We start from the raw sequence: 21,425 nt of genomic DNA on the forward strand, positions 1-21,425 counted from the left end.
TACAGGCAAATGGAGCGAAATCTAGCGTAGGCTGAAATAGGTAAAACCAGTTTTAAATCAGTAGGTTAGCGTATTTTAGCTGAATTGGTGAGAACTGATCACTGTACCTGTACTGTACCTAAATTTCGGTACAGTACATCTGCGAGGCTACACACGTCTTGCGAACTCGTTGGGGGCTACTAGTCTTCGGGAGGGCCTAACAAAATTAGAAAAGTACGCCTTGATCCCTCTTAGACTTGAAGTATTGGCAAGGAATGTCATACAGCTCGCTCATTCCATTACGAAAGTCCGTTACGCCGCCATAGCTTGGGTGACGAATAGTTATAACTTCAAGCCCAAAGCGGCTTGAATACTGCGATGCATCTTGTCCGATAGCCACTATCCTGCGGATATTGAGCCACTTAATTAGTTTTTCGTTAAGGTCATCAACGAGCAAAAGCTCTCGGGCCGTAAACTTGCGATTGGAGAATGGATTATTTGGTTCGTGTGGATGGAAGGGAAAAACATTCCATAAGAGTGGTGGCAAAGTTAGAGATCGAAGAACCGACCAAATTTCAGAGGCGGTTCTCTCGGCCACGGCAGGGCCGAGCGTAGCCTGCTTGAAGTTCGTGCCTGGATAACGCTGAGTCATTTCAGGAAGATGGAACTCGTCCGTAAGCGCCAAGCCAGTACGACGGCCTCCACGATAGCCGAGGTCGCGTCCCATCCATATGGTGTCTACACCCATACTTACTGCGGCTTTGAGATATCCCTTTAAGTTGCGACGGCGAGCGAAGGCAGCGTCCGCTCGGTCGTGAACAGCACAAACATCTGAATAGGGATTAAATACGTTATCCAGCTTAAGTTCGGATAATGCATTCACGAAGGCAGTGGGAGTCATGGAGAACAAGCCTTGTTAGGAGCGATGAAGGTCATCACATGGTTGCGGACATCCACGGTCACGACGCCCCCTCGATGCTCTTGTAGCTGACGAAAAACGTCGAAACCTTCCATTATAGCCTGTTCCCATTGCCAGAGTTGGCATTTTTCAACTTCGTAACCTTGTACCATGCTGCTGATCTGCTTTAGCAGAGCATAATCCAAGCCTCGGCTTTTATCGCCAGTATAAAAGCTCCTTTCTTTTGCATGATTGAAAATCCACGTAGCAATGCCCTCCTCAATAATCATTGCACGGGCTCCATCCTCGTTTTCATCAACTCGTGGATTGGATTTTCGCTTTCTTTTTAGTAATCCACGAAGGACCGGAGACCATCCCAAAAACGCCAAATAAGCGAGATGAAAAACGTCGTGAAACCGGTAGTCATCAGGTTCATTGCTGTTATCGGTTAGGCGATCACCAATAAAAACATCATTAAGACTTTGAACCACATGGCCGCTTTCACGGGTGCCTCGTTCGATGAAACTTATTTTTATCTCTGGAGGGAAACGTTCGTGTTCCGCGAATCCTTCGTCAAATGGTGCTGGGTAACTTCTCTCTTCTCCCGGCCAACGACTCTTTATTTTTTTTATATTATTCCTGGCAACATCTTCTAGCCTCAAATTGAAACTTGCGCATGCAATGGCAAGTTCTGCGAGGTGCGTGCCCACATGTTCTATATGAGTTGGATCAGGCATTTTTTGATAATCGGATAATTTATTTTTTGCCATCAACCCTGCCTGGTATGCAAGGCAACCAAGCTGAAGTGACCTATCAAGCGATCCTGGTGTGCGACGAATCTCAAGTAGGCTATCTATGTGCCGAAAAGTTACTGGCTTGACTGCCTGTTGCAAAGACTCTTGGCCTCTTTCTCGCAGAATCTTGATGCATTGTTCACCTACTTGATCTCCATCGATGTTCAAGAAATTTGCGATGTTTATTAAATACCAAAGTGCGTCACCTAGTTCTTCACCTGCTAGCTCCGCCTCGGTCGAGGCAAGTTTGTCTCGCCCCGTTTTTTTTATGGCAGAAAGAAGCCCACCAATCTCACCAAAATAGCCAAATATGATCTTTTGAAAACCATCTTGGTCTTGCTTGAATTGATTGGTCGAAAAGGCCTTTGCCACGTAATCGGTGATTGACAGTGGTTCGGGCTGAGGAGAAAGCCTAGGCATAAAAATCTCTCTTATAAGAAAGGTTTTACATCAGCAGTGCCGGCTGGTTAAGAGATGGCTCGGCTTTAAATTGGTTTTCTTTTTGACTTGACGATGATAGAAATTTCTAGAAATGGAAGTTCTGATGGGTAGGCTTGTCAAAAATACGCAGATTTGTGTAGAGGTCTATTTACCAGCAGGTTGGGCGGCCAAGGTTTCCCCTTTCGGGAAGATTTGCAAACCAACGAGCTACTTCGCTTCTAAATATTTCTGAATATCTGGAACGAAAAAATCTTCCATTTGGATATAGGTCGTCCCCATCAAGGACTCTGAGATGATCCGGTATTGGGGGGGCCCCTGCTCCCCAGTACACAAAGTCATTACTCACAAGAACATTTTCAGAGCCAAGATCTCTGTCGAAGTTGGCTTTATTTAATTTGCCGCCTTCAAGACTGTGATGCGAATCTTCTTGGGTCCATTGACCTCTATCAAGATGGTAAATGTTGTCGCCGAAAGCAGCAGCTTTGCTTGAAGAAAAGCTTGCCTTTTTAACTGAGAAGCGCGGATCATCCCAGTACTGTTGAAAACTTAGCTTCTCGGTGACTCGCATGGCGAAAATCATTCTTTCTTCAAGATTTAGCGCTTTGCTGCCAACGCCAAAAACTAAATCTCCGACCTGTGCTCCTTCCCTAATTTGTGGTTTGCAGGTTGCGAGTGTGCAGACGCCATGAAACGGGTTGGGCGCGAACCCAAAGTCCCTTGACAGTTTGTACGAATAAATTCTTGGCATGGTGTTCATTGGCATTTGACGCGGGCGATTTTGCGTCCCTCGGGAGATTGCTTGGGTGCTTCCCATATTTCTTCACCGCCTAACGCTTCAGGTAGCTGTGGGCTGCCAACACACACCAGTGCTGTGGCTAATTCGTCAAAAATTTGAGGAATGGATTTGACGTCCTCCACAACAGCAATAATCTTTCCTCCTGATGCTCTTGCACACTCAGCCGCTCCAGTTATGCTCTCTGGGGCCTTTTGAGGAATCAAGAAGATGCAAATTTCTGCATTAGCAATGCATTCTTTTACTTCAGCATTTACATTTTCGAGATGCCCTGCTTGCGCTGCCTCTGCTATCTCTAGATCCGCAGCAGACAGACATACATCAAATCCCTTTTTTTGAAGTTCCTCGGTAACAGTAGGAACTGCTCCCTTCAAACCCTCGGTGTAGACAACACATGCTTTTCTTTGCGTGGCCATGTTTACTCCTTTTCAGATAGAAACTTCGATGCGGCGTTTAATTAATGAATACAAACTCTCGAAATGGCTGGGGGCTGAATGAGTAGCTTTGAAAGACAGCAGGGAGCTAGAACAAGCCTTAGCCTAGTTTTCAATTGCGTGTGAACTACATTAGCCGGCGACAGCCTATCCTGCACTAGTCCCCAAATCCTAAATTTCTTCGTCATGACGAAGACTTTGAGAGTGCGTCAGCGCGCGGCAGGACAAACTCTTGCAGGCTTATCTGACCATCGACGAAACGCTGAGCGTGGGCCTCATCTGCTTCACTGAGGGAGAAGCCTTCTAGCCCGACGGAAGCCCGCGCATAGTTAACTGCCGATTGCCGGCGGTTGCGTTCGGTATCCGATATGGTTTTGTGGGGCTGTTGCCCGTATTTACCCTTGCCAGCCATGGTATCTCCTTGCCGCAGGTAACTCGATCTTACAAGAAGTATGGGTAATTTGGTTAGGTACGCACAGCCACAGAGGTGGTGCGCTGAAATTGTCTTGTTTTACCTGGCATGGACGCCAATATCGGCTGTGTACTAGCCGTAGTTTCCAAAGAGGCTTGCCTCTCTGGACCTATCCACCCTCGCCGGCGGGAGCCTCGGCAGAAGGGGTTTCGGACTCTGGCCTGGCACTCATGCCCCCCGGGCATAGCGTGGGGGCGCTCCTGCCGCGTCAAGGAGCCATGTCCTCGACCTGTGGGCTGCGGGCCGCGCCAACCCTTTGATCCGTCATCCGCTTGACAGCATCGCTACTAACGTCGTTTGGCCGGAAGAGGCATCAGGGGCGGCACCGGAAGTCGCAGCCCGAAGCGCAGCGCAGGGAACGGGTGAGGACTCCGGGCCCGTCCGGCAAGAACGGACGCGAGAGACTGCCGCACAGGTTTGAGGCGAACAGAAAGGCTGCCCGAATCGCTGCGCGCTGCGCTAATCGGGGCAAAAAAAAGCCTCGCCAAAGGCGAGGCCACCACGTCGGAATACCAATGTCACCGGACAAGAAGTTTGTCCATCAATCGACGGCTCCCTCGCTCGAATCCGCCTGGCCGATCACTCCCAAAAACTCGCCCACCACCCGGTAGCGATGTTCGTCGTCTTCCCGGTTGAGTTCGATCGGAAGCAAGTCCGGATTGGTGGATCGCGGTTTCAATAGGATCTGCTGATTCTCAGTCCCGTCTTCGGTTTGCACCTTAAAGCTCTGATATTCCTTCACCGTGTATCGCGAACCGGCGTCGCCGTCCTGCGTATCGGCACATTCCACTAGCACGATTTTTCCATTCCGGCTGCCGCCGGGGTTCAAGCGGAACAGGCAGATGGCGCCGTCGGGGATGACCTTGTTCATTGACTCACCGACGACATGGCAAGCAAAAATATTCCTTCCCACGGGCATGTCAGCTGGTACCGCCACCCAGTTTTCATGTTCGACGTGTTGGAGCGCGCTGAAACCGCCAGCCGCCGCTCTCAGGTCGTAGAGCGGGACCGCGTTGACGTAAGGTTCCAAGGAATCGCCGCGAGGCTGCGGGAAGGTGATGACGTTGGATTTGTAGCTGTTCACGTGCCGCTTCAGATAGCGCCTCAAGCTATCGTCGCATGCGTAGAGAAACGTGCCGCGTATGCCGCGCAGCATGATGGTCCGGTAGATGTTCAGTATGTACTGCTTGAGCTCATCCGGATCTTCAATGGTCTGCTTACCATTCCGGTCATGATAGTTGCGGGGATCAATGACGATCTGGTCCAGCGCTTCGTCATAGCGGATTTCGTGGCCGAAGATTACGGCGGTGTAGTTCAGATCATAGCCTTGGGTGGTATGAATGCAGCCCACCTCGTCCGCGGCGCCTTTCGCGTTGATCCAATCCACAGTGGTGCTGTTCCACCGCAGCCGCACGTCACCGATTTCGATGTCATGTTGGTAGGGGGGCTTTCTGGAAACCCAGGGCCAGGAGAAACCGGCCACGAGCCGGGCCAAACCGTAGCTGGCGTCTCTTTGTCCTATCTCCTTCACCATGTCGGAGAGTTCGTCAAAAACCAGAAACTCATATTTGTTGGAGCTGAACTTTTCGTCAGCCGGAAGCCGCATGTGCAGGAGATCATCAACGAACCGCACATAGTGCTGCCCGGCGCGTACCCGGAACTGGGACGCCAGTGTTATTACCGTGCTGTTCGGCGAAGATTTGATCTCCTCGAAGTCGGCTGCATCGGCATCGGATGGCTTGATGCTCTGGCCTGGGTCGTAGAAAAAGACGGCTTTGTCTGACTGGCGCGTCACCCAGTCCACCTCACTGCATGTATTCTTGTCCAGTCCAAGCACGGCGCAGGCCGCGTCGAAGCTCCCGAAGTAGGCTCCCAGGTTTACGCGCTTGCGCAAGCGATGCGACTCGTCCACCAGGACGATGTCATAGCGCCGCTTTGCCAGCTCGGAAGGACTGATCACCATATCGGCATGTAGGCCCGAAACGTTCCGGAACGCCTTCTTGAGCGTGCTCCTGAAGGAGCTCATGGGGACCACCAGGGCCATGCGCGGCTGTGGAATCGACTGCTTGATTTGCCGCAGCAGGTCTCGGACTTCCTTCTCTTCATCGGAAAATTCGCGCAGATCCAGTTCATCAAGGTCGGACTGAATGAGCTTGAATAGGAATATCGCCAATACCGATTTTCCGGTTCCGGCGCCTCCCTGGACCACGACGTGTCTGAGCTGGGGCTCGACCAGCGAGCGCATTATCTCGATCAGGCCTTGTTGTTGGTCGGTAGACAGAGATTTGTACGGCGAGTATTTAAAAACGTCAGAATTGTCGATGGCCTCGATCGACCGTTGAGCGATTCCGTGCTGACGCAGTCTGTCCCACGTCTCCCGAAATATCCTGGAATAGAGTTCGTCCCTCTGATAGTAGTTGTGGTCGCTCAGCCCCAGGTTGCCGTTCAACATGCTGAATCGGCCATCGGCCGACATGTACTTTATGAGGGAAGACTCTATATCGAGAGTCGCTGACTTGTTGAAGCGTTCACTGCTGACGAGGTATACCGTCGTCAATGATCGCTTCTGAGGGTGTTTGAGATGCGTACCCAGGCGAGCCAGCGTGTCCGTCGTCTCGCCGACGTAGGCGCAACGTGTCTTTCCATCGCTGAGGATATAAACAAGCGGCCAATTGTTCGCTGCGTATGCGTTGGTCTCGATTTCGGTCAGCGTTTCTACGGAGAACCGGTAACGGTTCACTTCGACAAGATGCGGCTGGGTCATAGCTCGTTGTATTTTTTCGCGGTTCCCTTTGCTTTCTGTACGGGGTACTTAAGTTCGTTCTTTTCGATCTTCTCCAGAACGATTTTCTTGATGTCGAAGTTGTACGTATCGGACAGCAGCAGCGCGTAAGCCAAGACATCGGCCAGCTCTTCTTTCACCCTTTCGCGATCAGCGGCTTCAGGAGGTTTCCATAGGAAAACCTCCAGCAGTTCGCTTGCCTCGATGCTGAGGGCCAAGGCCAGGTCTTTAGGGTTGTGGAATTGTTGCCAGTTTCGCTCATCACGAAACTGGCGTAGCCGCTGAATGACTTCTTCCATTTCCTGTCTTTGCGGATGTGATGTTGTTGGAATGCATGATAGACCGCTTGGCCTCTAGTTGCACTTTTGGAGTTTCTTGCGGGGGAAGGGCGGATGCGTCACGAGGGGAGGCCCGCCTGTCCGCTTTTGGGGAGCAGCGACGTCGTTGTGTCGGGGGGTAAATCTTGCCGGGACGCCTATGCTTCGCCGTCGCGGAAGCGGCATCTGGATTTCTCGACCGGGAGATTCCCTGATATCAGGGGAAGTGAAGAATCACACCCGATGCTTGCAAACACCGGCGATTCTAAAGATGGTGCCCGGGGCCGGAATCGAACCGGCACGCCTTGCGGCGGGGGATTTTGAGTCCCCTGCGTCTACCAATTTCACCACCCGGGCAGGCTGGTCGCGGAGCCGTCCAGGCGACGGTCGCGGGTAAAGCGAAGACCGCGATTATATGCGGTCTGGGAAAAATTGTCAGGCCAGGGGCCGGCGCGGGGCGCGCCGGCCTGCGTGCTTACTTCTTTTCCGGCAGGAACCAGTTCATGACCAGCGCGCAGATGCCGCCGGTGGCAACACCCGATTCCAGCACGTTTTTCACGGCGTGCGGCAGGTGTGACAGGATCTCGGGCACCTGCGACACGCCCAGGCCCAGGGCCAGCGACACGGCGATGATCAGCAGGGCGCGGCGGTCCAGGTGGATGCCGGCCAGGATGTTGATGCCCGAGGCGGCCACGGCGCCAAACATGACCATGGCGGCGCCGCCCAGCACGGGTTCGGGCACGGCCTGCAGCACGCCGGCGACGGCGGGGAACAGGCCCAGCAGGATCAGCATGCCGGCGATCCACACGCCGACGTGGCGGCTGGCGATGCCGGTCAGTTGGATGACGCCGTTGTTCTGGGCGAAGACCGAACTGGGGAAGGTGTTGAAAATGCCCGCCAGCAGCGAGTTGGCGCCGTTGACCAGCACGCCGCCCTTGATGCGCTGCATCCACAGCGGGCCTTCGACCGGCTGCTTGGAGACCTTGCTGGTGGCGGTGACGTCGCCGATGGCTTCGAGCGAGGTGACCAGGTAGATGATCAGCATCGGCACGAACAGCGCCCACGAGAAGCCGAGGCCGAAGTGCAGCGGCATCGGCACCTGGAACAGTGCGGCTTCGCGCGCGCCGGTGAAGTCCAGGCGGCCCATGTAGGCGGCGGCGATGTAGCCCACCGCCAGCGCCAGCACCAGCGCGGTGCTGCGGATCCACACCACCGGCACGCGGTTCAGCAGGATGATGGTGCCCAGCACCAGGCCCGACAGCGTCAGGTTCTCGGCGCTGGCGAAAGTGCCGTTGGCCATGGCGCCGTAGCCGCCGCCCATGCTGATGAGGCCGACCTTGATCAGCGTCAGGCCGATCAGCAGCACGACGATGCCGGTGACCAGCGGGGTGATGAGGCGCTTGACGAAGGGCAGGATGCGGCTGATGCCCATTTCGACGAAGGAGCCGGCGATGACGACGCCGAAGATCGCGGCCATGACGGCCTCGACCGGCGTGCCCTGCTTGACCATGACCGAGCCGCCGGCGATCAGCGGGCCGACGAAGTTGAAGCTGGTGCCTTGCACGATCAAGAGGCCCGCGCCCAGCGGACCGAAGCGCTTGCACTGCACGTAGGTGGCGATGCCGGAGATGACCAGCGACATGGACACGATCAGGGTGGTGTCGCGGCTGCTCACGCCCAGGGCCTGGCAGATCAGCAGGCCGGGGGTGACGATGGGGACCAGGATGGCCAGCAGGTGCTGCAGGGCGGCGACGAAGGCGACGGGGGCGGCGGGACGGTCGTCGGGGCCGTAGACCAGGTCGTGGCGGGGTTCGGCGTCGTTGGACGCGCCGTGGGAGGCAGGTTGGGTCAGGGAGGCGGGTTGCATGGCAGGGAGCCGGCCGGGGAGGGGGTAGGGGAGGAAAGTGCGGCATTTTAGCGGGGAAGGCCCTCGGGCGCAGCGCGTCTGCCTGGGGCGGCGGCAGGGGGCTTGATAGAATTCTGATCCGCCAACCAGGGGCCGCCGGCCCGGGAATCGATGCACAAGCGCACCCGAGGGATCGTGATCGTCCTGGTCTTGTTGACGGCCATCCTGCCGATGATGCTGCTGGTCTGGCTGATCGATGACAGTGGCGACGATTTCGCCGCGATCGACCATGGCGAGTCCTACGGCAGCAGCATCTACAAGCGCTACCGGGGCGAGGTCTACGCGGCCGTGCCCAGCAACGGCTATTACCGGATGCGCGAGGCGGATCCGGCGGGTTTCGAGACCTTCGACACGGGCCGCTACGACGGCCGGCAGGCGGCGCGTGACGGTCGCCACGTGTATTGCGGCAACCTGGTGCTGCCGGGCATGCGGCCCGCATCGACGCGCTACCTGGGCAACAGCTATTTCAGCGACGGCTCGGCCACCTACTTTTGCGACTTCGCCTCCGAGCGCAATCTCGAACTGGGCCGGCTGGATGAACTCTGGCAGCGGATCCTGTACCGCGCCGGCAAGGGCGACAAGCCGCAGACCTACCTGTATCCGTTCCTGGCCCTGCCGGCCAGCGCGCAAGCCTACCGGCCGCTGCTCGATCGCCAGTTGGCCACCGACGGCGCCCGCGTGTTTTACGAAGGCCGCGCAATGCCGCAGGCGGATCCGGCGCGGTTGCGTCGCATCGCCGCGATCCAGCGCGGCGAGACGCGGCCAGGCAATGACTTCTTTGCCGATGGCCGCCGGGTCTATTACCGCGAGACGCTGCTGCCGCTGTCGGACGATCCGGCGCTCTACACCTTCATGGTCGGCAATCTCCACAACCAGCCCTATCTGTTCGATCGGCGCGACGGCATGGTGTACCTGGGCGCGCGGGCCTTCGACCCGGCGCATGCGCCATACCGGTTGCTGGACGAGGCCGGCGGCCATGTGCTCCATGCGCTGTTCGCCAGCAAGGACGGCGTCTATTTCTACAACAGCGAAAAGCGCTCGGTGGAGCGGGCCGGCGACGATCCGTTCGCGGCGGGCGGCTTCACGGCGCTGTCGCCCTACGTGTTCCGGGACGGCCGCCAGGTGCTGTTCTTCCAGAGCAAGGAAGTCTGGAACCGCTCGCGCGGCGGCGGCGGCCTGCTGTCCAGGTCCACCCTGATCCTGCGGCTCAAGGATGCGCCCACGGGGCCATGGGCCAAGCTGGGCGACGTCTATCACGGCTACGGTTCGGTCTGGCGCAATGGTGACGCGCTCTATTACCTGGACGAACTGGGGGCGACCCAACTGATCCACAGCCCGATCTATCGCATCCTGGATCCGGCCGCGGCGGATTTCCTGCTGCGCTCCCAGGAGACCCGGCAGATCAAGGCGGATGACATCCGCAAGCTGGTGCGCAGCGGCAAGCTGGCGGCGCCCGAATCCGAAGCGGTGCTGGAGGCCAAGACGCGTTATCGCAGCGGCATCTGGTCCCTTTTTGATTGAGGCCGGGCCCGCTGTCAGGGGCTGCTTGCGCGCGCCAGCCGGGAACCGGGATGGCCGCCCCATTCCCCGGCCTTGAAATATTTCAGATGGCCCCCATCACAACAGGGTTTCCCGGAAAACGCCTGGGCCATGTGCCCCGCGATCCGGCTTCCTTTTGTCCCTAATTTTCCGACTTTTCATACAACGATGAGCCAGAACGCCACGTCCGAAACCCTGGGATTCCAGGCCGAGGTGAAGCAACTGCTGCACCTGATGATCCATTCGCTGTACAGCAACAAGGAAATCTTCCTGCGCGAGCTGGTGTCGAACGCATCCGACGCCTGCGACAAGCTGCGCTTCGAGGCCATCGACAACCCGGCGCTGCTGGAAGGCGATGGCGAGCTGGCCATCACCGTCAGCTATGACAAGGAAGCGCGCACGATCACCATCTCCGACAACGGCATCGGCCTGTCGCGCGAAGAGGCCGTGGCCAACCTGGGCACCATCGCCCGTTCCGGCACGCGCGAGTTCTTCTCGCAACTGACCGGCGACAAGCAGAAGGATGCGCAACTGATCGGCCAGTTCGGCGTGGGCTTCTATTCCTCGTTCATCGTGGCCGACAAGGTCACGGTGGTCAGCCGCCGCGCCGGCGCCACCGACGCGATCCGCTGGGAATCCGACGGCCAGGGCGAGTTCACCATCGCCGCCGCCGACAAGGCCACGCGCGGCACCGACGTCACGCTGCACCTGCGCGCCGACGAAGACGAGCTGCTCAACGGCTGGAAGCTGCGCGAGATCCTGCGCCGCTACTCCGACCACATCTCGCTGCCGATCCGCATGGCCAAGGAAGAGTGGGATTCGGAAAAGGGCGAACAGGTCAAGAAGGACGAACTCGAAACGGTCAACCAGGCCAACGCGCTGTGGGCCCGCAACAAGGCGGATGTGACCGAGGAACAGTACCGCGAGTTCTACAAGACGGTGTCGCACGACTACGACGACCCGCTCGCCTGGACCCACAACCGGGTCGAAGGCCGCAGCGAATACACCCAGTTGCTGTACGTGCCCAAGCACGCGCCGATGGACCTGTGGGACCGTGACGGCCGCCGCGGCGTCAAGCTGTACGTCAAGCGCGTCTTCATCATGGACGACGCCGACCAGCTTCTGCCGTCGTACCTGCGCTTCGTGCGCGGCGTGATCGACTCGGCCGACCTGCCGCTGAACGTGTCGCGCGAGATCCTGCAGGAAAGCCGCGATGTGCGCGCCATCCGCGAAGGCTCGGCCAAGCGCATCCTGTCGCTGCTGGAAGACCTGGCGGAGAACAAGCCGGAAGACTACGCCACGTTCTGGTCGGAATTCGGCCAGGTGCTCAAGGAAGGCGCGGGCGAAGACCACGCCAACCTGGAACGCATCGCCAAGCTGATGCGCTTTGCCTCGACGCACACCGGCGACCAGGCCCAGACCGTGTCGTTCGCCGACTACGTGGGCCGCATGAAGGAAGGCCAGGACAAGATCTACTACGTCACGGCCGATACCTTCGCCGCCGCCAGCAACAGCCCGCACCTGGAGATCTTCCGCAAGAAGGGCATCGAAGTGCTGCTGCTGTCCGACCGCGTCGACGAATGGATGCTGTCGTACCTGCGTGAATTCGACGGCAAGTCGCTGGTCTCCGTGGCCAAGGGCGGCCTCGACCTGGCCGAGCTGGCCGACGAGGAAGAAAAGAAGCACCAGGCCGAAGTGGCCGAGGACTTCAAGCCGCTGGTCGAGCGCCTGCAGAAGACCCTGGAAGACCAGGTCAAGGAAGTGCGCGTGACGCTGCGCCTGGTGGATTCGCCGGCGTGCGTGGTGGTGGGCCAGAACGAACTCAGCCCGCACCTGCTGCGCATGCTGAAGGCCGCCGGCCAGGAAGCGCCCAACGTCAAGCCGGTGCTGGAGATCAACCCGGAACACCCGCTGCTGGCCCGCATCCGCGCCGCCGAAGACGGCGAGTTCGACCAATGGGCCCGGCTGCTGCTCGACCAGGCCTTGCTGGCCGAAGGCGCGCAGATCGCCGACCCGGCGGCGTTCGTGAAGCGGTTGAATGCGCTGCTGCTGAAGTAAGCGCGGCGGTACGAAGGCAGGAAAAGGGCGCCCGCGAGGGCGCCCTTTTTCATTGGCGAGCGGCGGTTGGGGCCGGACGACCTCGTTGGGGATGGAATCGTGCAACCGGTCCCTGTTGTCCTCGACGCATATTCCCGCTCGGTAATTTCCTGATGAACAACGCGATTTCCGTGGAAAAAATTACCGAGCGGGAATTTTTCTTATGCAATCCGCGCGCGTAAAACGCTTGGCGTTGACGGGCCGAGGGCGTTCCTCTCTCGAACCCCCCCCCACGTCATTCATGACTCCAAGTCAAAAGTCTTTCCCCGTTTAGTCGCTTTTTCCGTAAGGGTATACCCGTCATACTGGCCGCCTGTCTTCCGATCAGACCCGCCCCATGCGCCGGCCGTTGCCGCGACGCCGCTGGATTCCCTGGTCGGCGCATCCAACCAAGGAACCCGTATGTCCACCCATGAAACCCCGCCGGTGAAAGCCGGCCTGCCCTTGCTGGCATTGGCCGTCGGCGCCTTCGGCATCGGCGTCACCGAATTCTCGCCCATGGGCCTGCTGCCCGTGATCGCCGACGGCGTGGGGGTATCCATCCCCAGCGCCGGCATGCTGATCAGCGCGTATGCGATCGGCGTGATGGTCGGCGCGCCGCTGATGACGCTGGCGCTGTCGCGCTGGTCGCGCCGCAAGGCGTTGATCGTGCTGATGGCGATCTTCACGCTCGGCAACCTGCTGTCGGCGCTGTCGCCCAACTACACCACGCTGCTGCTGGCGCGCCTGGTGACCAGCCTGAACCATGGCGCCTTCTTCGGCCTGGGCTCGCTGGTGGCCGCCAGCGTGGTGCCGCGCCACAAGCAGGCCAGCGCGGTGGCAACCATGTTCCTGGGGCTGACCATCGCCAACGTCGGCGGCGTGCCGGCGGCGACCTGGCTGGGCCAGGTGATCGGCTGGCGCATGTCGTTCGCCGCGACCTCGGTGCTCGGCCTGGTGGCGATGCTGTCACTATGGTTCGCGCTGCCGGCGGGCGAAGCCGGGCGGCGCCCGGACATCCGTCACGAACTGGCGGTGCTCAAGACTCCGGTGGTGCTGGTGGCGCTGTTGACCACGGTGCTGGGCGCGGGCGCGATGTTCACGCTGTACACCTACGTGGCGCCGACGCTGGCCGAACTGACCGGCGCGTCGCCCCACTTCGTGACCGCGATGCTGGTGCTGATCGGCATCGGCTTCACCGTCGGCAACACCGCCGGCGGCCGCTTCGCTGACCGCTCGCTGGATGGCAGCCTGATCGCCTTCCTGGTGCTGGTGATCGCCGATCTGCTGGCGTTCCCGTGGCTGGCGCAGACCCCGGTGGGCGCCGCGATCGGCCTGTTGATCTTCGGCTTCGGCACCTTTGCCGTGGTGCCGCCCCTGCAGATGCGGGTGATGCGGGCCGCCACCGACGCGCCCGGCCTGGCTTCGTCGGTGAACGTGGGTGCGTTCAATCTGGGCAATGCGGTGGGCGCCGCGGCCGGCGGCGGCGTGATCTCGGCCGGGATGGGGTATGCCGCGGTGCCGATTGCCGGCGCAATCATCGCGGCGGCGGGCCTTGTGCTGGTGCTGTGGCAGCGCGCCGCCAACCAGCGCCAGCGCAAGCTGGCGGTGCAGGGCTGCTGAGCGTGAAGCGGGGCGACATCGCGATTCGTCCCGTCAGAACTCGAACGTCGCGCCCAGCTCGTACGTGCGGCCTGGCGCCAGCAACACCTGGCTGGTGGACCGGCCGCCGTAGTAGGCGTACAGCTTGTCGGTCAGGTTGCGCACGCGGAAGGTGATCAGCGCCGGCCGCAGGCGGTAGCTGACCGCCGCATCCACGGTGGTGTGGCCGTTGATGCGGATCTGGTTGGCGTTGTCGGTGTAGATCTTGCCGGTGTGGTTCAGGCCGACGAAGAAGTTCATCGGCAGTTCCTTGAGCCGGTAGTTGGCGTACAGGTTGGCGACGCGCTCGGGCACATTGGGCGGGGTATTGCCCACGCGCGAGGTGCCGTCGGCCTCGGTCAGCGAATCGAAGCGCGCGTTCAGCGCCGCGATGTTGCCGGAGAGGGTCAGTTGCGGCGTGACGCGCCAGTCCGCCGACAGCTCCACGCCGCGCGACGATTGGCGGCCGTTGTTGACCGTCACGCGCGGGTCGTTGGCGTCGCGCGTCAACACGTTCTCCAGCTTGATGTGATAGACCGCCGCGGTCCATTCCACGTCGCCCAGGCTCTGCTTGAAACCGGCCTCCCATTGCTCGCCCTTGGCCAGCGGGAACGAAGCATTGGACTGCGACAGCAGGAACAGGGAGCCGACCGGGATGGTGGCATTGGTGTACTGCGCGTAGACCGAGGACGATGGCGTTACGTCGTATACCGTGCCCAGGCGCATGGAGTTGGCGCTGTAGCGGGTGCCGAAGGCGGTGTGCGTGCCGGCGTTCAGGTCGGTGATGCTGCGCTCGACGCGGATGCGGTCGTAGCGGTAGCCGCCGACCACGGTCCAGCGGTCGGTCAGCTTGAGGGAGTCCTCCAGGAACAGCGCGGCGCCACGCACGTCGGTGGTGAAATCGGTGCGGTTGCCTGGGCCGCTCATCAGCGCGGGGTCGTCGTTGAAATAGCCCACGTCCGGATTCCACAGCGAGACGCGCAAGGCATCGCCGGTGCTGGCAGATCGGTTCGAGAAGCGCCGTTCGCTGTCCAGGCTGGTCTTGCTGAGTTCCCCGCCGATCACGAACTTGTTCGACAGGCCGCCGAGGGTGCCGTTGTGGGTCGCGTCGAAGCGGTCGATCAGGTAGCGCTGGTGGTGCGTGATGATGGTCTGGTCGCGGTCGATCGAGCCAGGGGCGCTGAAGGTGGCCGATTCCGAGTTCTTCCACAGGCGGTCCACCTTGTTCATCGCCAGCTCATTGCGCAGCGTCCACGACGGCGTCAGTTGGTGCGTGACCCGCGCCCGCACCCAGTAGGCTTCGGCCTCGTTGCGATCGTCGAGCACGTTGTAGTTCTTGCCAGCCAGCGCGCGGTCCAGGACGTGGCCGTCGGGCGTGCTGACCACGCCGGTGGGGTCCTTGGCCAGACTGCGCGGGATCAGCGGCGTGCCCCAATAGGCGTGGCCGGTGTCGCGCGAGTAGTCGAATGACAGGTCCAGGCGGGTGGCGGGCGCGACGTCAAAGGCCACGCCGGTGGTCAGGTGGTCCAGCTTGTTGCTGTTGCGGGCGATGGTGCCAACGCGGCTGTCGTTGTGGCTGTAGTCGATGCGATAGGCGCCGGTCTCGCCGAAATTGTCGCCCAGGCCGATGCCGGTGCGCGTGCTGCCATAGCTGCCGTACGAGAACATCGCTTCGCGCGAGGGGTTGTCGCGGTCCGGTCGCTTGGTCTGGAAATTGACGATGCCGCCAATGGCGCTATCGCCTTGCAGCACCGAGGCCGGGCCCTTCAGCACCTCGATGCGCTCGTAGTTCCAGGTGTCCTCGACCCGGTTGGTCGAACCGGCGCCCGACATGCGCAGGCCGTCGTACAGGTACAGGATGTCGGTGAAACCGCGCGAGGACAGCGTGGTGGGCGAGGACGGCGGGCCGCCGCCGGCCAGGCCGGTGGCGCCGCGCAGGGCTTCGCTGAGGGTGGCGGCGCCGCGTTCGCGCATGGCTTGCTGCGACACGATCTCGACCGATGCCGGCGTTTCGCGCACGGTCAGGCCCAGCCGCGAGGCGCTGCTGCTGCGGTTGTCCAGGTGCAGGCTGTCCGCGTCGCTGGCGGCCTCGACGCGGATGCTGGGCAGTTCGGCCTCGCGCGCCTGGGCCTCCTGGGCCTGGACGTTGGGCACGGCGGTGCAAGCCGCGAGCGCGGCGGTGGATACGACTCTTCTCATGACGCTTTCCCGAAACTCGATGGGGGTGAAAAACCTGTCTGTCAGACCACGCGATAGCGGCGCAGGCGCCAGCCAGCCAGCGCCAGCAGCAGCGCGGCGGGCGCCAGCAGTTGCAGCAGCGCGCGCAGGGCACGGCCGCGGACGGCGGCGGGGTCCTCTTCCTGCCACTGGAAGACCGGCATGCCGGGGAAGTCCTCGGGCGTGATGGCGCGGCTGGCCTCGATGCGGGGCAGGAAGAAATCCTTCCAGGCCCGGTGATAGGCATCGATCTGGCGCATGAAGTGCGCGTGGCGGCGCTGCCCGGTGCCGGCCAGCGCAGTGATGCCTTCATAGGCCACCGCCGCCGGCGACAGCACGCTGTACCGGGCGACCAGCGCCTGCTGGCGCGCCATCTGCGCGTCGAAGCGATCCAGCTCGGGCTGCATCGCCGCGTCCACCTGGCGTTCGACCCGCGCATGGCCCAGCGGGCGGCCAGTGATTTCCAGGTGGCCGTCGCGCGGGATCAGGGCGTCGGGTCTATCCATGTGCCCATAGTCGGTCGACAGCAGGGCGGCGTTGTCGCGCATGGCCAGCGCCGTCGCCACGCGGGTGCGCGTGGCCAGCTCGGCGCGCGACGGCGCCGGACTGGCATAGGCCGCCACCAGGTTCAGGATCACCGGCACCACCAGCACCAGCAGGACCCAGCCGACCATCAGGATCATGGCGTTGGCGGCCGAGGACTTGCCGAAGGCATTGACCGCCACCACGGCCGCGAACCAGAACAGCGCGTAGGCGCCCACCAGCAGCGCCCACCACAGCGTGGCGCTGGCGGCCTGCAAGGCCTGCGGGCGGGCGATCAGCAGCGCCACCACCGGCAGCAGGACGGCCGCGCCCAGCAGTACCGCCGCGCGCAGGACGATCTTGCCGCTGACCAGCGTCAGCAGCGACAGCGGCTGCGACAGCAGCAGGCGCAGCGTGCCGTCCTCTTTCTCGCCGGACAGCAGGTTGTGGCCGAGCGCGAAGATCAGCAGCGGCAGCAGGTAGACCACCACGAACGCCAGGTCGAAGTGCCCGCTGAGCAGGTGCCAGGGGTTCTCGATGTCGTTGTTGTGGATGAAGTTGACCTTGCTGTCGTAGGTCACCTTGAACTGCGAAGGGAACAGGTCGGTCTGGCCCAGCGCCACGGGCGCGAGCGGCACGCTGGGCATGATGGCGTAGTGCGCGCCCAGGCCCCCGCCCATGTTGGCGGGACTGGCCGGGTTGCCGAACGGCGTGGGGGTTTCGCTGCCGTCCATGATGCGCTGTAGCTGCGCAAGCTGGCCGGCGCGGTTCTGCGCATCGGCGCGCGCCAGCGCGGCCTGGGCCTCGTCGCGCAGCGAGGTCTGCAGCAGGCCGTTGAAGACGGCATAGCCCACCAGCAGCAGGAACAGCAGGCCGCACAGCCACAACGCGCGCTCGCGCGTCAGCAGGCGGAGTTCGTGCCGCAGGACCATCCCGAAGCGGCGAAATTGCGTATCGTGCACCAGGGGTCTCCTACAGGGCGGTCTGGCGGGCCACGGCGCGCCAGGCAAAAAGCAGGCTCAGCAGCAGCGCGGCGCCCAGCATCAGCAGGCTCAGGCGCGCGTGGTGCAACGCCCAGCCGGCGGCGGGCGGCTGGTACTTGAAGGGCGGCACCCGCGCCCACAGCGAGGGGCTGGCCTGATACGAGAAATGCAGGTGTTCCTGCGTGTCGGCGTGCGCCACCAGATCGGCGCTGACGATGTCCTGGATCACGCGGCGCTGCCGTTCGGCGGCGGTGGTGAAATCGCGATGGTGGGCGAAGTCGGTGCCGGCCATGGCGGCCGACAGCGCGCGCACGGCCAGCAGCGGCATCAGCCAGCCGGCCGATTCCTGCACGGTCTGCTGCCGTTCCCAGGTGTCCCACAGGCGGCCGAAGTGGCGGTCGTAGACGGCGTAGCTGGACTGGTCGTCGAGCTTGAGCGCCAGGCCCCACTTGTTCAGCGGCACGTCGCGGCTCCAGCGCTCGGTGGTGCCGAAGGCCTGCATCCAGACGCGGTCCGAGGTGGCCTTGAGGTCGTCCTGCAAGGCCTGGTTGAATTCGAGGCGGGTCGGGCTGGGATAGAGGCCGCGCGACAGTTCGGCCATGACGCGCGGCGCGATCACCGTATTGGCGATCCAAAGCGCCAGCAGCACCGTGATCGCCACGCGTGACGAGCGCGCCGCCGCCGACACGCCCAGCGTGACAAAGATGAAGATGGCCAGGTACATCGTGTAGCCGCCCGCCAGCACGGCGAAGCGCCACAGCGCGTCGGCGCGCCCGCCGGCCAGCCACACCGCCACGACGGCCGCCAGCGCGGCCGGCACCAGCAGCAGGCCGAGGCTCATGGCCAGGGCGGTGGCCTTGCCCCACAGCAGGCGCCACGGGGCGATGCCCAGGCTCAGCGTCTGGCGCAGGATGCCTTGCTCGCGCTCGCCGGAAAACGCGTTGAAGCCCAGCACGATCACCAGCAGCGGTCCCAGCGCCTGCAGGATCCAGGCGGCCGACAGGTCGCCAAACCGCTGCAGCCCGGTGGCGTCCTGTGCCGGGCGGAACTTGACCTCGCTCTGGCGGTGCGCCTGCAGCCACACGGTGCTGCCGATGTACGGATTGATGCCGGGATCCAGCAGCGCCAGCGTGGTGTCGGGCTTGAAGACGTGCATGCCCTGGTGGGCGGCATCGTGCGGATGGCGCGCGCCCTGGCGCAGCCAGTCGCCGTAGTCGGTGTTCTGGGCCGCGGCCTGCTCGGCGCGCGCTTCCTGCTGGTGCAGGTAGCCCACCGACAGCGCGGTCAGCAGCAGCACCGCGACGATGCCGCCAGCCCAGTACAGGCGCCCGTCGCGCAGGCGTTCGCGCAGGTCCTTGAGGGCGATCAGCAGAATCATGCGCTGGTCCTCATGTGCGCCAGGTACAGCGCCTGCAGGTCGGTGTCGTCGATCTGCCGGCTGTCCAGGCTTTCGACCAGCCGGCCGCGCTTCATGATGCCGACGCGGGTGGCGGTCTGGCGGGCGTGGAACAGGTCGTGGGTGGTGGCGAGGATCGCCACGCCACGTTCGCTCGCGCGTTGCAGCAGGCGGGTGAATTCCGCGGCGGCGGACGGGTCCAGGCCGGAGGTGGGCTCGTCCAGCAGCAGCGCGCGCGCGTCCTTGGCCAGCGCCACGGCGATCCAGACCTTCTGACGCATGCCCTTGGAATAGGCGGCGACGCGCTTGTCGGCCGCGGCCGGGTCGAGGCCGACCTCGGCCAGCAGTTCCAGTAGGCGTGTGCGCGGCGGCGCCTCGCCCAGCGCCAGCGCGGCGAAGTAGCGCAGGTTCTCCAGCCCGCTGAGCGTGCCGTACAGGTTCACCTGCTCGGGGATGTAGGCCACGTGGCGCTTGCTGGCCAGCGGTTCGCGCGCCACGTCCAGGCCGTGGATCAGGGCCTGGCCGCCGTCGGGCGCGATGAAGTTCAGGAACAGGTTGATGGTGGTGGTCTTGCCGGCGCCGTTGGCGCCCAGCAGGCAATAGATTTCGCCCGGCTCGATGCGCAGATCCAGCGGGTGGAGCGCGATCTGGTCGCCGTAGCGTTTGGTCAGGCCGATGGCTTCGAGCACTGCGAGTCCTTCTTCGTCGGAAGATGCGGGGGGAACAAGGGGAGGGGTGGACCGGTCGGGTGACTTGGCGGTCGAGTTGGGAACGGCTATCAATAGATATGATATAACATAACGTGATTATACTGCCATACCTCGCGCGGAACTTCGCTCGAATCGACGACACAAAGCAGAAGGGCGCCCACGTGGGCGCCCTTCGTTGCGGTTGCGGTGTGGCGGCGACGCCGCGCGGATCAGGCCTCGATCCGCTCCACCTTGCCCACCAGCAGGATGTACGACAGCGCGCCCAGCAGCGCCAGCGACGACACATACACGATGGCCGGCGCGAAGCTGTCCTTCGACACCAGGAAGCCAATCACGATCGGCGTGCAGATCGACGACAGGTTGCCCACGAAGTTGAACACCCCGCCGGTCAGCCCCAGCAGCCGCACCGGCGCCAGCGCCGACACCAGCGACCACGTGATCGACGCCAGGCCGTTGCCGAAGAATGCCAGCGCCAGGAAGAAGATCACCCATGGCGTCGAGTCGGTGAAGTTGGCGCCGATCATCGACGTCGAGATCAGCAGCCCCAGGATGATCGGCAGCTTGCGCGCCAGGCCCACGGTGGCGCCGCGGCGGATCAGGAAGTCCGACAGCACGCCCGAGCACAGCACGCCGATGAACGCCGCCAGGAACGGCACCGACGCCAGGAAGCCCGACTTGATGAAGTCCATGCCGCGGTACTTCACCAGATAGGTGGGGAACCACGTCAGGAAGAACCACAGCGTCGAGGTCAGGCAGAACTGGCCCAGGTACACGCCCCACAGCTTGCGCTGGCTCATCACCAGGCCCAGGTCGTTCCAGTTGAATGGCGCCTTCTTCTCGGTCACGCGCTTGTCCAGGTCCACGACGCCGCCGCCTTTCTGGATCAGCTCGATTTCGGCCGCGTTGGCGCCCTTGAACTGACGCGGTTCACGGTAGATCAGGTACCACAGCACGCCCCAGACGATGCCCAGCAGGCCGGTGCTGACGAACACCATGTGCCAGCCGTAGTGGTGCTGCAGCCAGGCCAGCACCGGCGTCAGGAACGCCAGGCCGACGAACTGGCCCGAGGTGTAGAAGCCGATGGCGGTGGCGCGTTCCTTTTCCGGGAACCAGGTCGTGACGACGCGGTTGTTGATCGGATAGGCCGGGGCCTCCAGCGCGCCCACGGCCAGGCGCAGCACGAACAGGATCACGAAACTGCCGGCAAAGCCCATGAAGAACGTCGCCGCCGACCACAGGATCAGCGCGGCCGCGTACAGCACGCGCGGCGACACGCGGTCCACCAGCCAGCCGCCGGGGATCTGCATGGCGGCATAGGTCCAGCCGAAGGCCGACAGGATCAGCCCTTCGTGCACCGTGTCCAGGCCGAACTCGTCCTTGAGCGCGGGCGCGGCGATGGACAGGTTGCTGCGGTCCAGGTAGTTGATGACGACGGTGATGAACAGCATCACCATGATGAGATAGCGGCTGCGCGTCGGCCGCTGGGCACTTTGCAGGCCCGGGTGGGTGGCGGTGGTCAAGGGGG

At 62.1% G+C, this 21,425-nt stretch carries 16 protein-coding genes and 1 tRNA gene; 3 read left to right on the forward strand and 14 right to left on the reverse strand.

The genetic code is table 11. The annotated features are described in order from the left end of the window. Positions 1 to 205 precede the first annotated feature (205 nt). The 9 genes from SB816_RS04455 to SB816_RS04495 form a co-directional block, all read right to left on the reverse strand. The gene (locus SB816_RS04455; RefSeq protein WP_226847268.1) at positions 206 to 880 is read right to left on the reverse strand and encodes a uracil-DNA glycosylase; all 675 of its coding nucleotides are present in this window, start codon (positions 878 to 880) and stop codon (positions 206 to 208) included. After that, positions 877 to 2,091, reverse strand: coding sequence for a nucleoside triphosphate pyrophosphohydrolase family protein (locus SB816_RS04460; protein WP_269873562.1), 1,215 nt, complete (start codon positions 2,089 to 2,091; stop codon positions 877 to 879). Before SB816_RS04460 ends, SB816_RS04455 begins: the two co-directional genes overlap by 4 nt. Positions 2,092 to 2,260: 169 nt before the next feature. After that, complete coding sequence (locus tag SB816_RS04465) at positions 2,261 to 2,869, reverse strand: hypothetical protein (RefSeq protein ID WP_269873564.1); 609 nt, start codon at positions 2,867 to 2,869, stop codon at positions 2,261 to 2,263. Next, positions 2,866 to 3,321 carry a hypothetical protein gene (locus SB816_RS04470; protein WP_269873565.1) on the reverse strand — a complete coding sequence of 152 codons (456 nt, stop codon included), beginning with the start codon at positions 3,319 to 3,321 and terminating at the stop codon, positions 2,866 to 2,868. Before SB816_RS04470 ends, SB816_RS04465 begins: the two co-directional genes overlap by 4 nt. Before the next feature lie 202 nt (positions 3,322 to 3,523). Next, positions 3,524 to 3,751, reverse strand: coding sequence for an antitoxin VbhA family protein (locus SB816_RS04475; RefSeq protein ID WP_269873566.1), 228 nt, complete (start codon positions 3,749 to 3,751; stop codon positions 3,524 to 3,526). Between the two features lie 601 nt (positions 3,752 to 4,352). Beyond that, positions 4,353 to 6,575: a DNA/RNA helicase domain-containing protein gene (locus SB816_RS04480; protein ID WP_410546545.1), complete on the reverse strand. Its 2,223-nt coding sequence runs from the start codon at positions 6,573 to 6,575 to the stop codon at positions 4,353 to 4,355. Continuing rightward, positions 6,572 to 6,892, reverse strand: a complete 321-nt coding sequence (locus SB816_RS04485) for a nucleotide pyrophosphohydrolase (protein ID WP_049076465.1) — start codon at positions 6,890 to 6,892, stop codon at positions 6,572 to 6,574. Before SB816_RS04485 ends, SB816_RS04480 begins: the two co-directional genes overlap by 4 nt. Before the next feature lie 290 nt (positions 6,893 to 7,182). Continuing rightward, positions 7,183 to 7,267, reverse strand: a tRNA-Leu gene (locus tag SB816_RS04490). Between the two features lie 118 nt (positions 7,268 to 7,385). Continuing rightward, positions 7,386 to 8,777: a nucleobase:cation symporter-2 family protein gene (locus tag SB816_RS04495; RefSeq protein WP_269873569.1), complete on the reverse strand. Its 1,392-nt coding sequence runs from the start codon at positions 8,775 to 8,777 to the stop codon at positions 7,386 to 7,388. Positions 8,778 to 8,951: 174 nt separating this feature from the next. On the opposite strand from SB816_RS04495, the gene SB816_RS04500 reads away from it, so the two are divergent. The 3 genes from SB816_RS04500 to SB816_RS04510 all read left to right on the forward strand — a co-directional run bounded on the left by SB816_RS04500 (position 8,952) and on the right by SB816_RS04510 (position 14,054). Then, the gene (locus tag SB816_RS04500; protein ID WP_410546546.1) at positions 8,952 to 10,337 is read left to right on the forward strand and encodes a DKNYY domain-containing protein; all 1,386 of its coding nucleotides are present in this window, start codon (positions 8,952 to 8,954) and stop codon (positions 10,335 to 10,337) included. Between the two features lie 186 nt (positions 10,338 to 10,523). Continuing rightward, positions 10,524 to 12,413, forward strand: coding sequence for a molecular chaperone HtpG (htpG, locus tag SB816_RS04505; protein WP_410546547.1), 1,890 nt, complete (start codon positions 10,524 to 10,526; stop codon positions 12,411 to 12,413). 441 nt (positions 12,414 to 12,854) lie between these two features. Continuing rightward, positions 12,855 to 14,054, forward strand: a complete 1,200-nt coding sequence (locus SB816_RS04510; RefSeq protein ID WP_054414716.1) for an MFS transporter — start codon at positions 12,855 to 12,857, stop codon at positions 14,052 to 14,054. 33 nt (positions 14,055 to 14,087) lie between these two features. Here the strand turns inward: SB816_RS04510 and SB816_RS04515 are convergent, their stop codons facing one another. From SB816_RS04515 to SB816_RS04535, 5 genes are all read right to left on the reverse strand, one after another. Further along, a complete protein-coding gene (locus SB816_RS04515; protein ID WP_410546548.1) occupies positions 14,088 to 16,271 on the reverse strand; it encodes a TonB-dependent receptor in 2,184 nt (727 codons plus the stop codon). A gap of 41 nt (positions 16,272 to 16,312) precedes the next feature. After that, complete coding sequence (locus tag SB816_RS04520) at positions 16,313 to 17,773, reverse strand: ABC transporter permease subunit (protein ID WP_064527565.1); 1,461 nt, start codon at positions 17,771 to 17,773, stop codon at positions 16,313 to 16,315. A gap of 10 nt (positions 17,774 to 17,783) precedes the next feature. Further along, positions 17,784 to 19,172: an ABC transporter permease subunit gene (locus tag SB816_RS04525; protein ID WP_054500556.1), complete on the reverse strand. Its 1,389-nt coding sequence runs from the start codon at positions 19,170 to 19,172 to the stop codon at positions 17,784 to 17,786. Then, complete coding sequence (locus SB816_RS04530) at positions 19,169 to 19,879, reverse strand: ABC transporter ATP-binding protein (protein WP_410546549.1); 711 nt, start codon at positions 19,877 to 19,879, stop codon at positions 19,169 to 19,171. The genes SB816_RS04525 and SB816_RS04530 overlap by 4 nt, the downstream gene beginning before the upstream one ends. 230 nt (positions 19,880 to 20,109) lie before the next feature. Then, complete coding sequence (locus tag SB816_RS04535) at positions 20,110 to 21,420, reverse strand: MFS transporter (protein WP_064527571.1); 1,311 nt, start codon at positions 21,418 to 21,420, stop codon at positions 20,110 to 20,112. Positions 21,421 to 21,425 lie beyond the last annotated feature (5 nt).

It is taken from the genome of Achromobacter sp. SIMBA_011 (assembly GCF_046535435.1).
Lineage (GTDB): Bacteria > Pseudomonadota > Gammaproteobacteria > Burkholderiales > Burkholderiaceae_B > Achromobacter > Achromobacter dolens.

What these genes read in the sequence shown, in the direction of transcription:
- SB816_RS04455 (WP_226847268.1), bottom strand. Translation starts at nt 880, where the DNA reads ATGACTCCCACTGCCTTCGTGAATGCATTATCCGAACTTAAGCTGGAT.
- SB816_RS04460 (WP_269873562.1), bottom strand. Translation starts at nt 2,091, where the DNA reads ATGCCTAGGCTTTCTCCTCAGCCCGAACCACTGTCAATCACCGATTAC.
- SB816_RS04465 (WP_269873564.1), bottom strand. Translation starts at nt 2,869, where the DNA reads ATGAACACCATGCCAAGAATTTATTCGTACAAACTGTCAAGGGACTTT.
- SB816_RS04470 (WP_269873565.1), bottom strand. Translation starts at nt 3,321, where the DNA reads ATGGCCACGCAAAGAAAAGCATGTGTTGTCTACACCGAGGGTTTGAAG.
- SB816_RS04475 (WP_269873566.1), bottom strand. Translation starts at nt 3,751, where the DNA reads ATGGCTGGCAAGGGTAAATACGGGCAACAGCCCCACAAAACCATATCG.
- SB816_RS04480 (WP_410546545.1), bottom strand. Translation starts at nt 6,575, where the DNA reads ATGACCCAGCCGCATCTTGTCGAAGTGAACCGTTACCGGTTCTCCGTA.
- SB816_RS04485 (WP_049076465.1), bottom strand. Translation starts at nt 6,892, where the DNA reads ATGGAAGAAGTCATTCAGCGGCTACGCCAGTTTCGTGATGAGCGAAAC.
- SB816_RS04495 (WP_269873569.1), bottom strand. Translation starts at nt 8,777, where the DNA reads ATGCAACCCGCCTCCCTGACCCAACCTGCCTCCCACGGCGCGTCCAAC.
- htpG (WP_410546547.1), top strand. Translation starts at nt 10,524, where the DNA reads ATGAGCCAGAACGCCACGTCCGAAACCCTGGGATTCCAGGCCGAGGTG.
- SB816_RS04510 (WP_054414716.1), top strand. Translation starts at nt 12,855, where the DNA reads ATGTCCACCCATGAAACCCCGCCGGTGAAAGCCGGCCTGCCCTTGCTG.
- SB816_RS04515 (WP_410546548.1), bottom strand. Translation starts at nt 16,271, where the DNA reads ATGAGAAGAGTCGTATCCACCGCCGCGCTCGCGGCTTGCACCGCCGTG.
- SB816_RS04525 (WP_054500556.1), bottom strand. Translation starts at nt 19,172, where the DNA reads ATGATTCTGCTGATCGCCCTCAAGGACCTGCGCGAACGCCTGCGCGAC.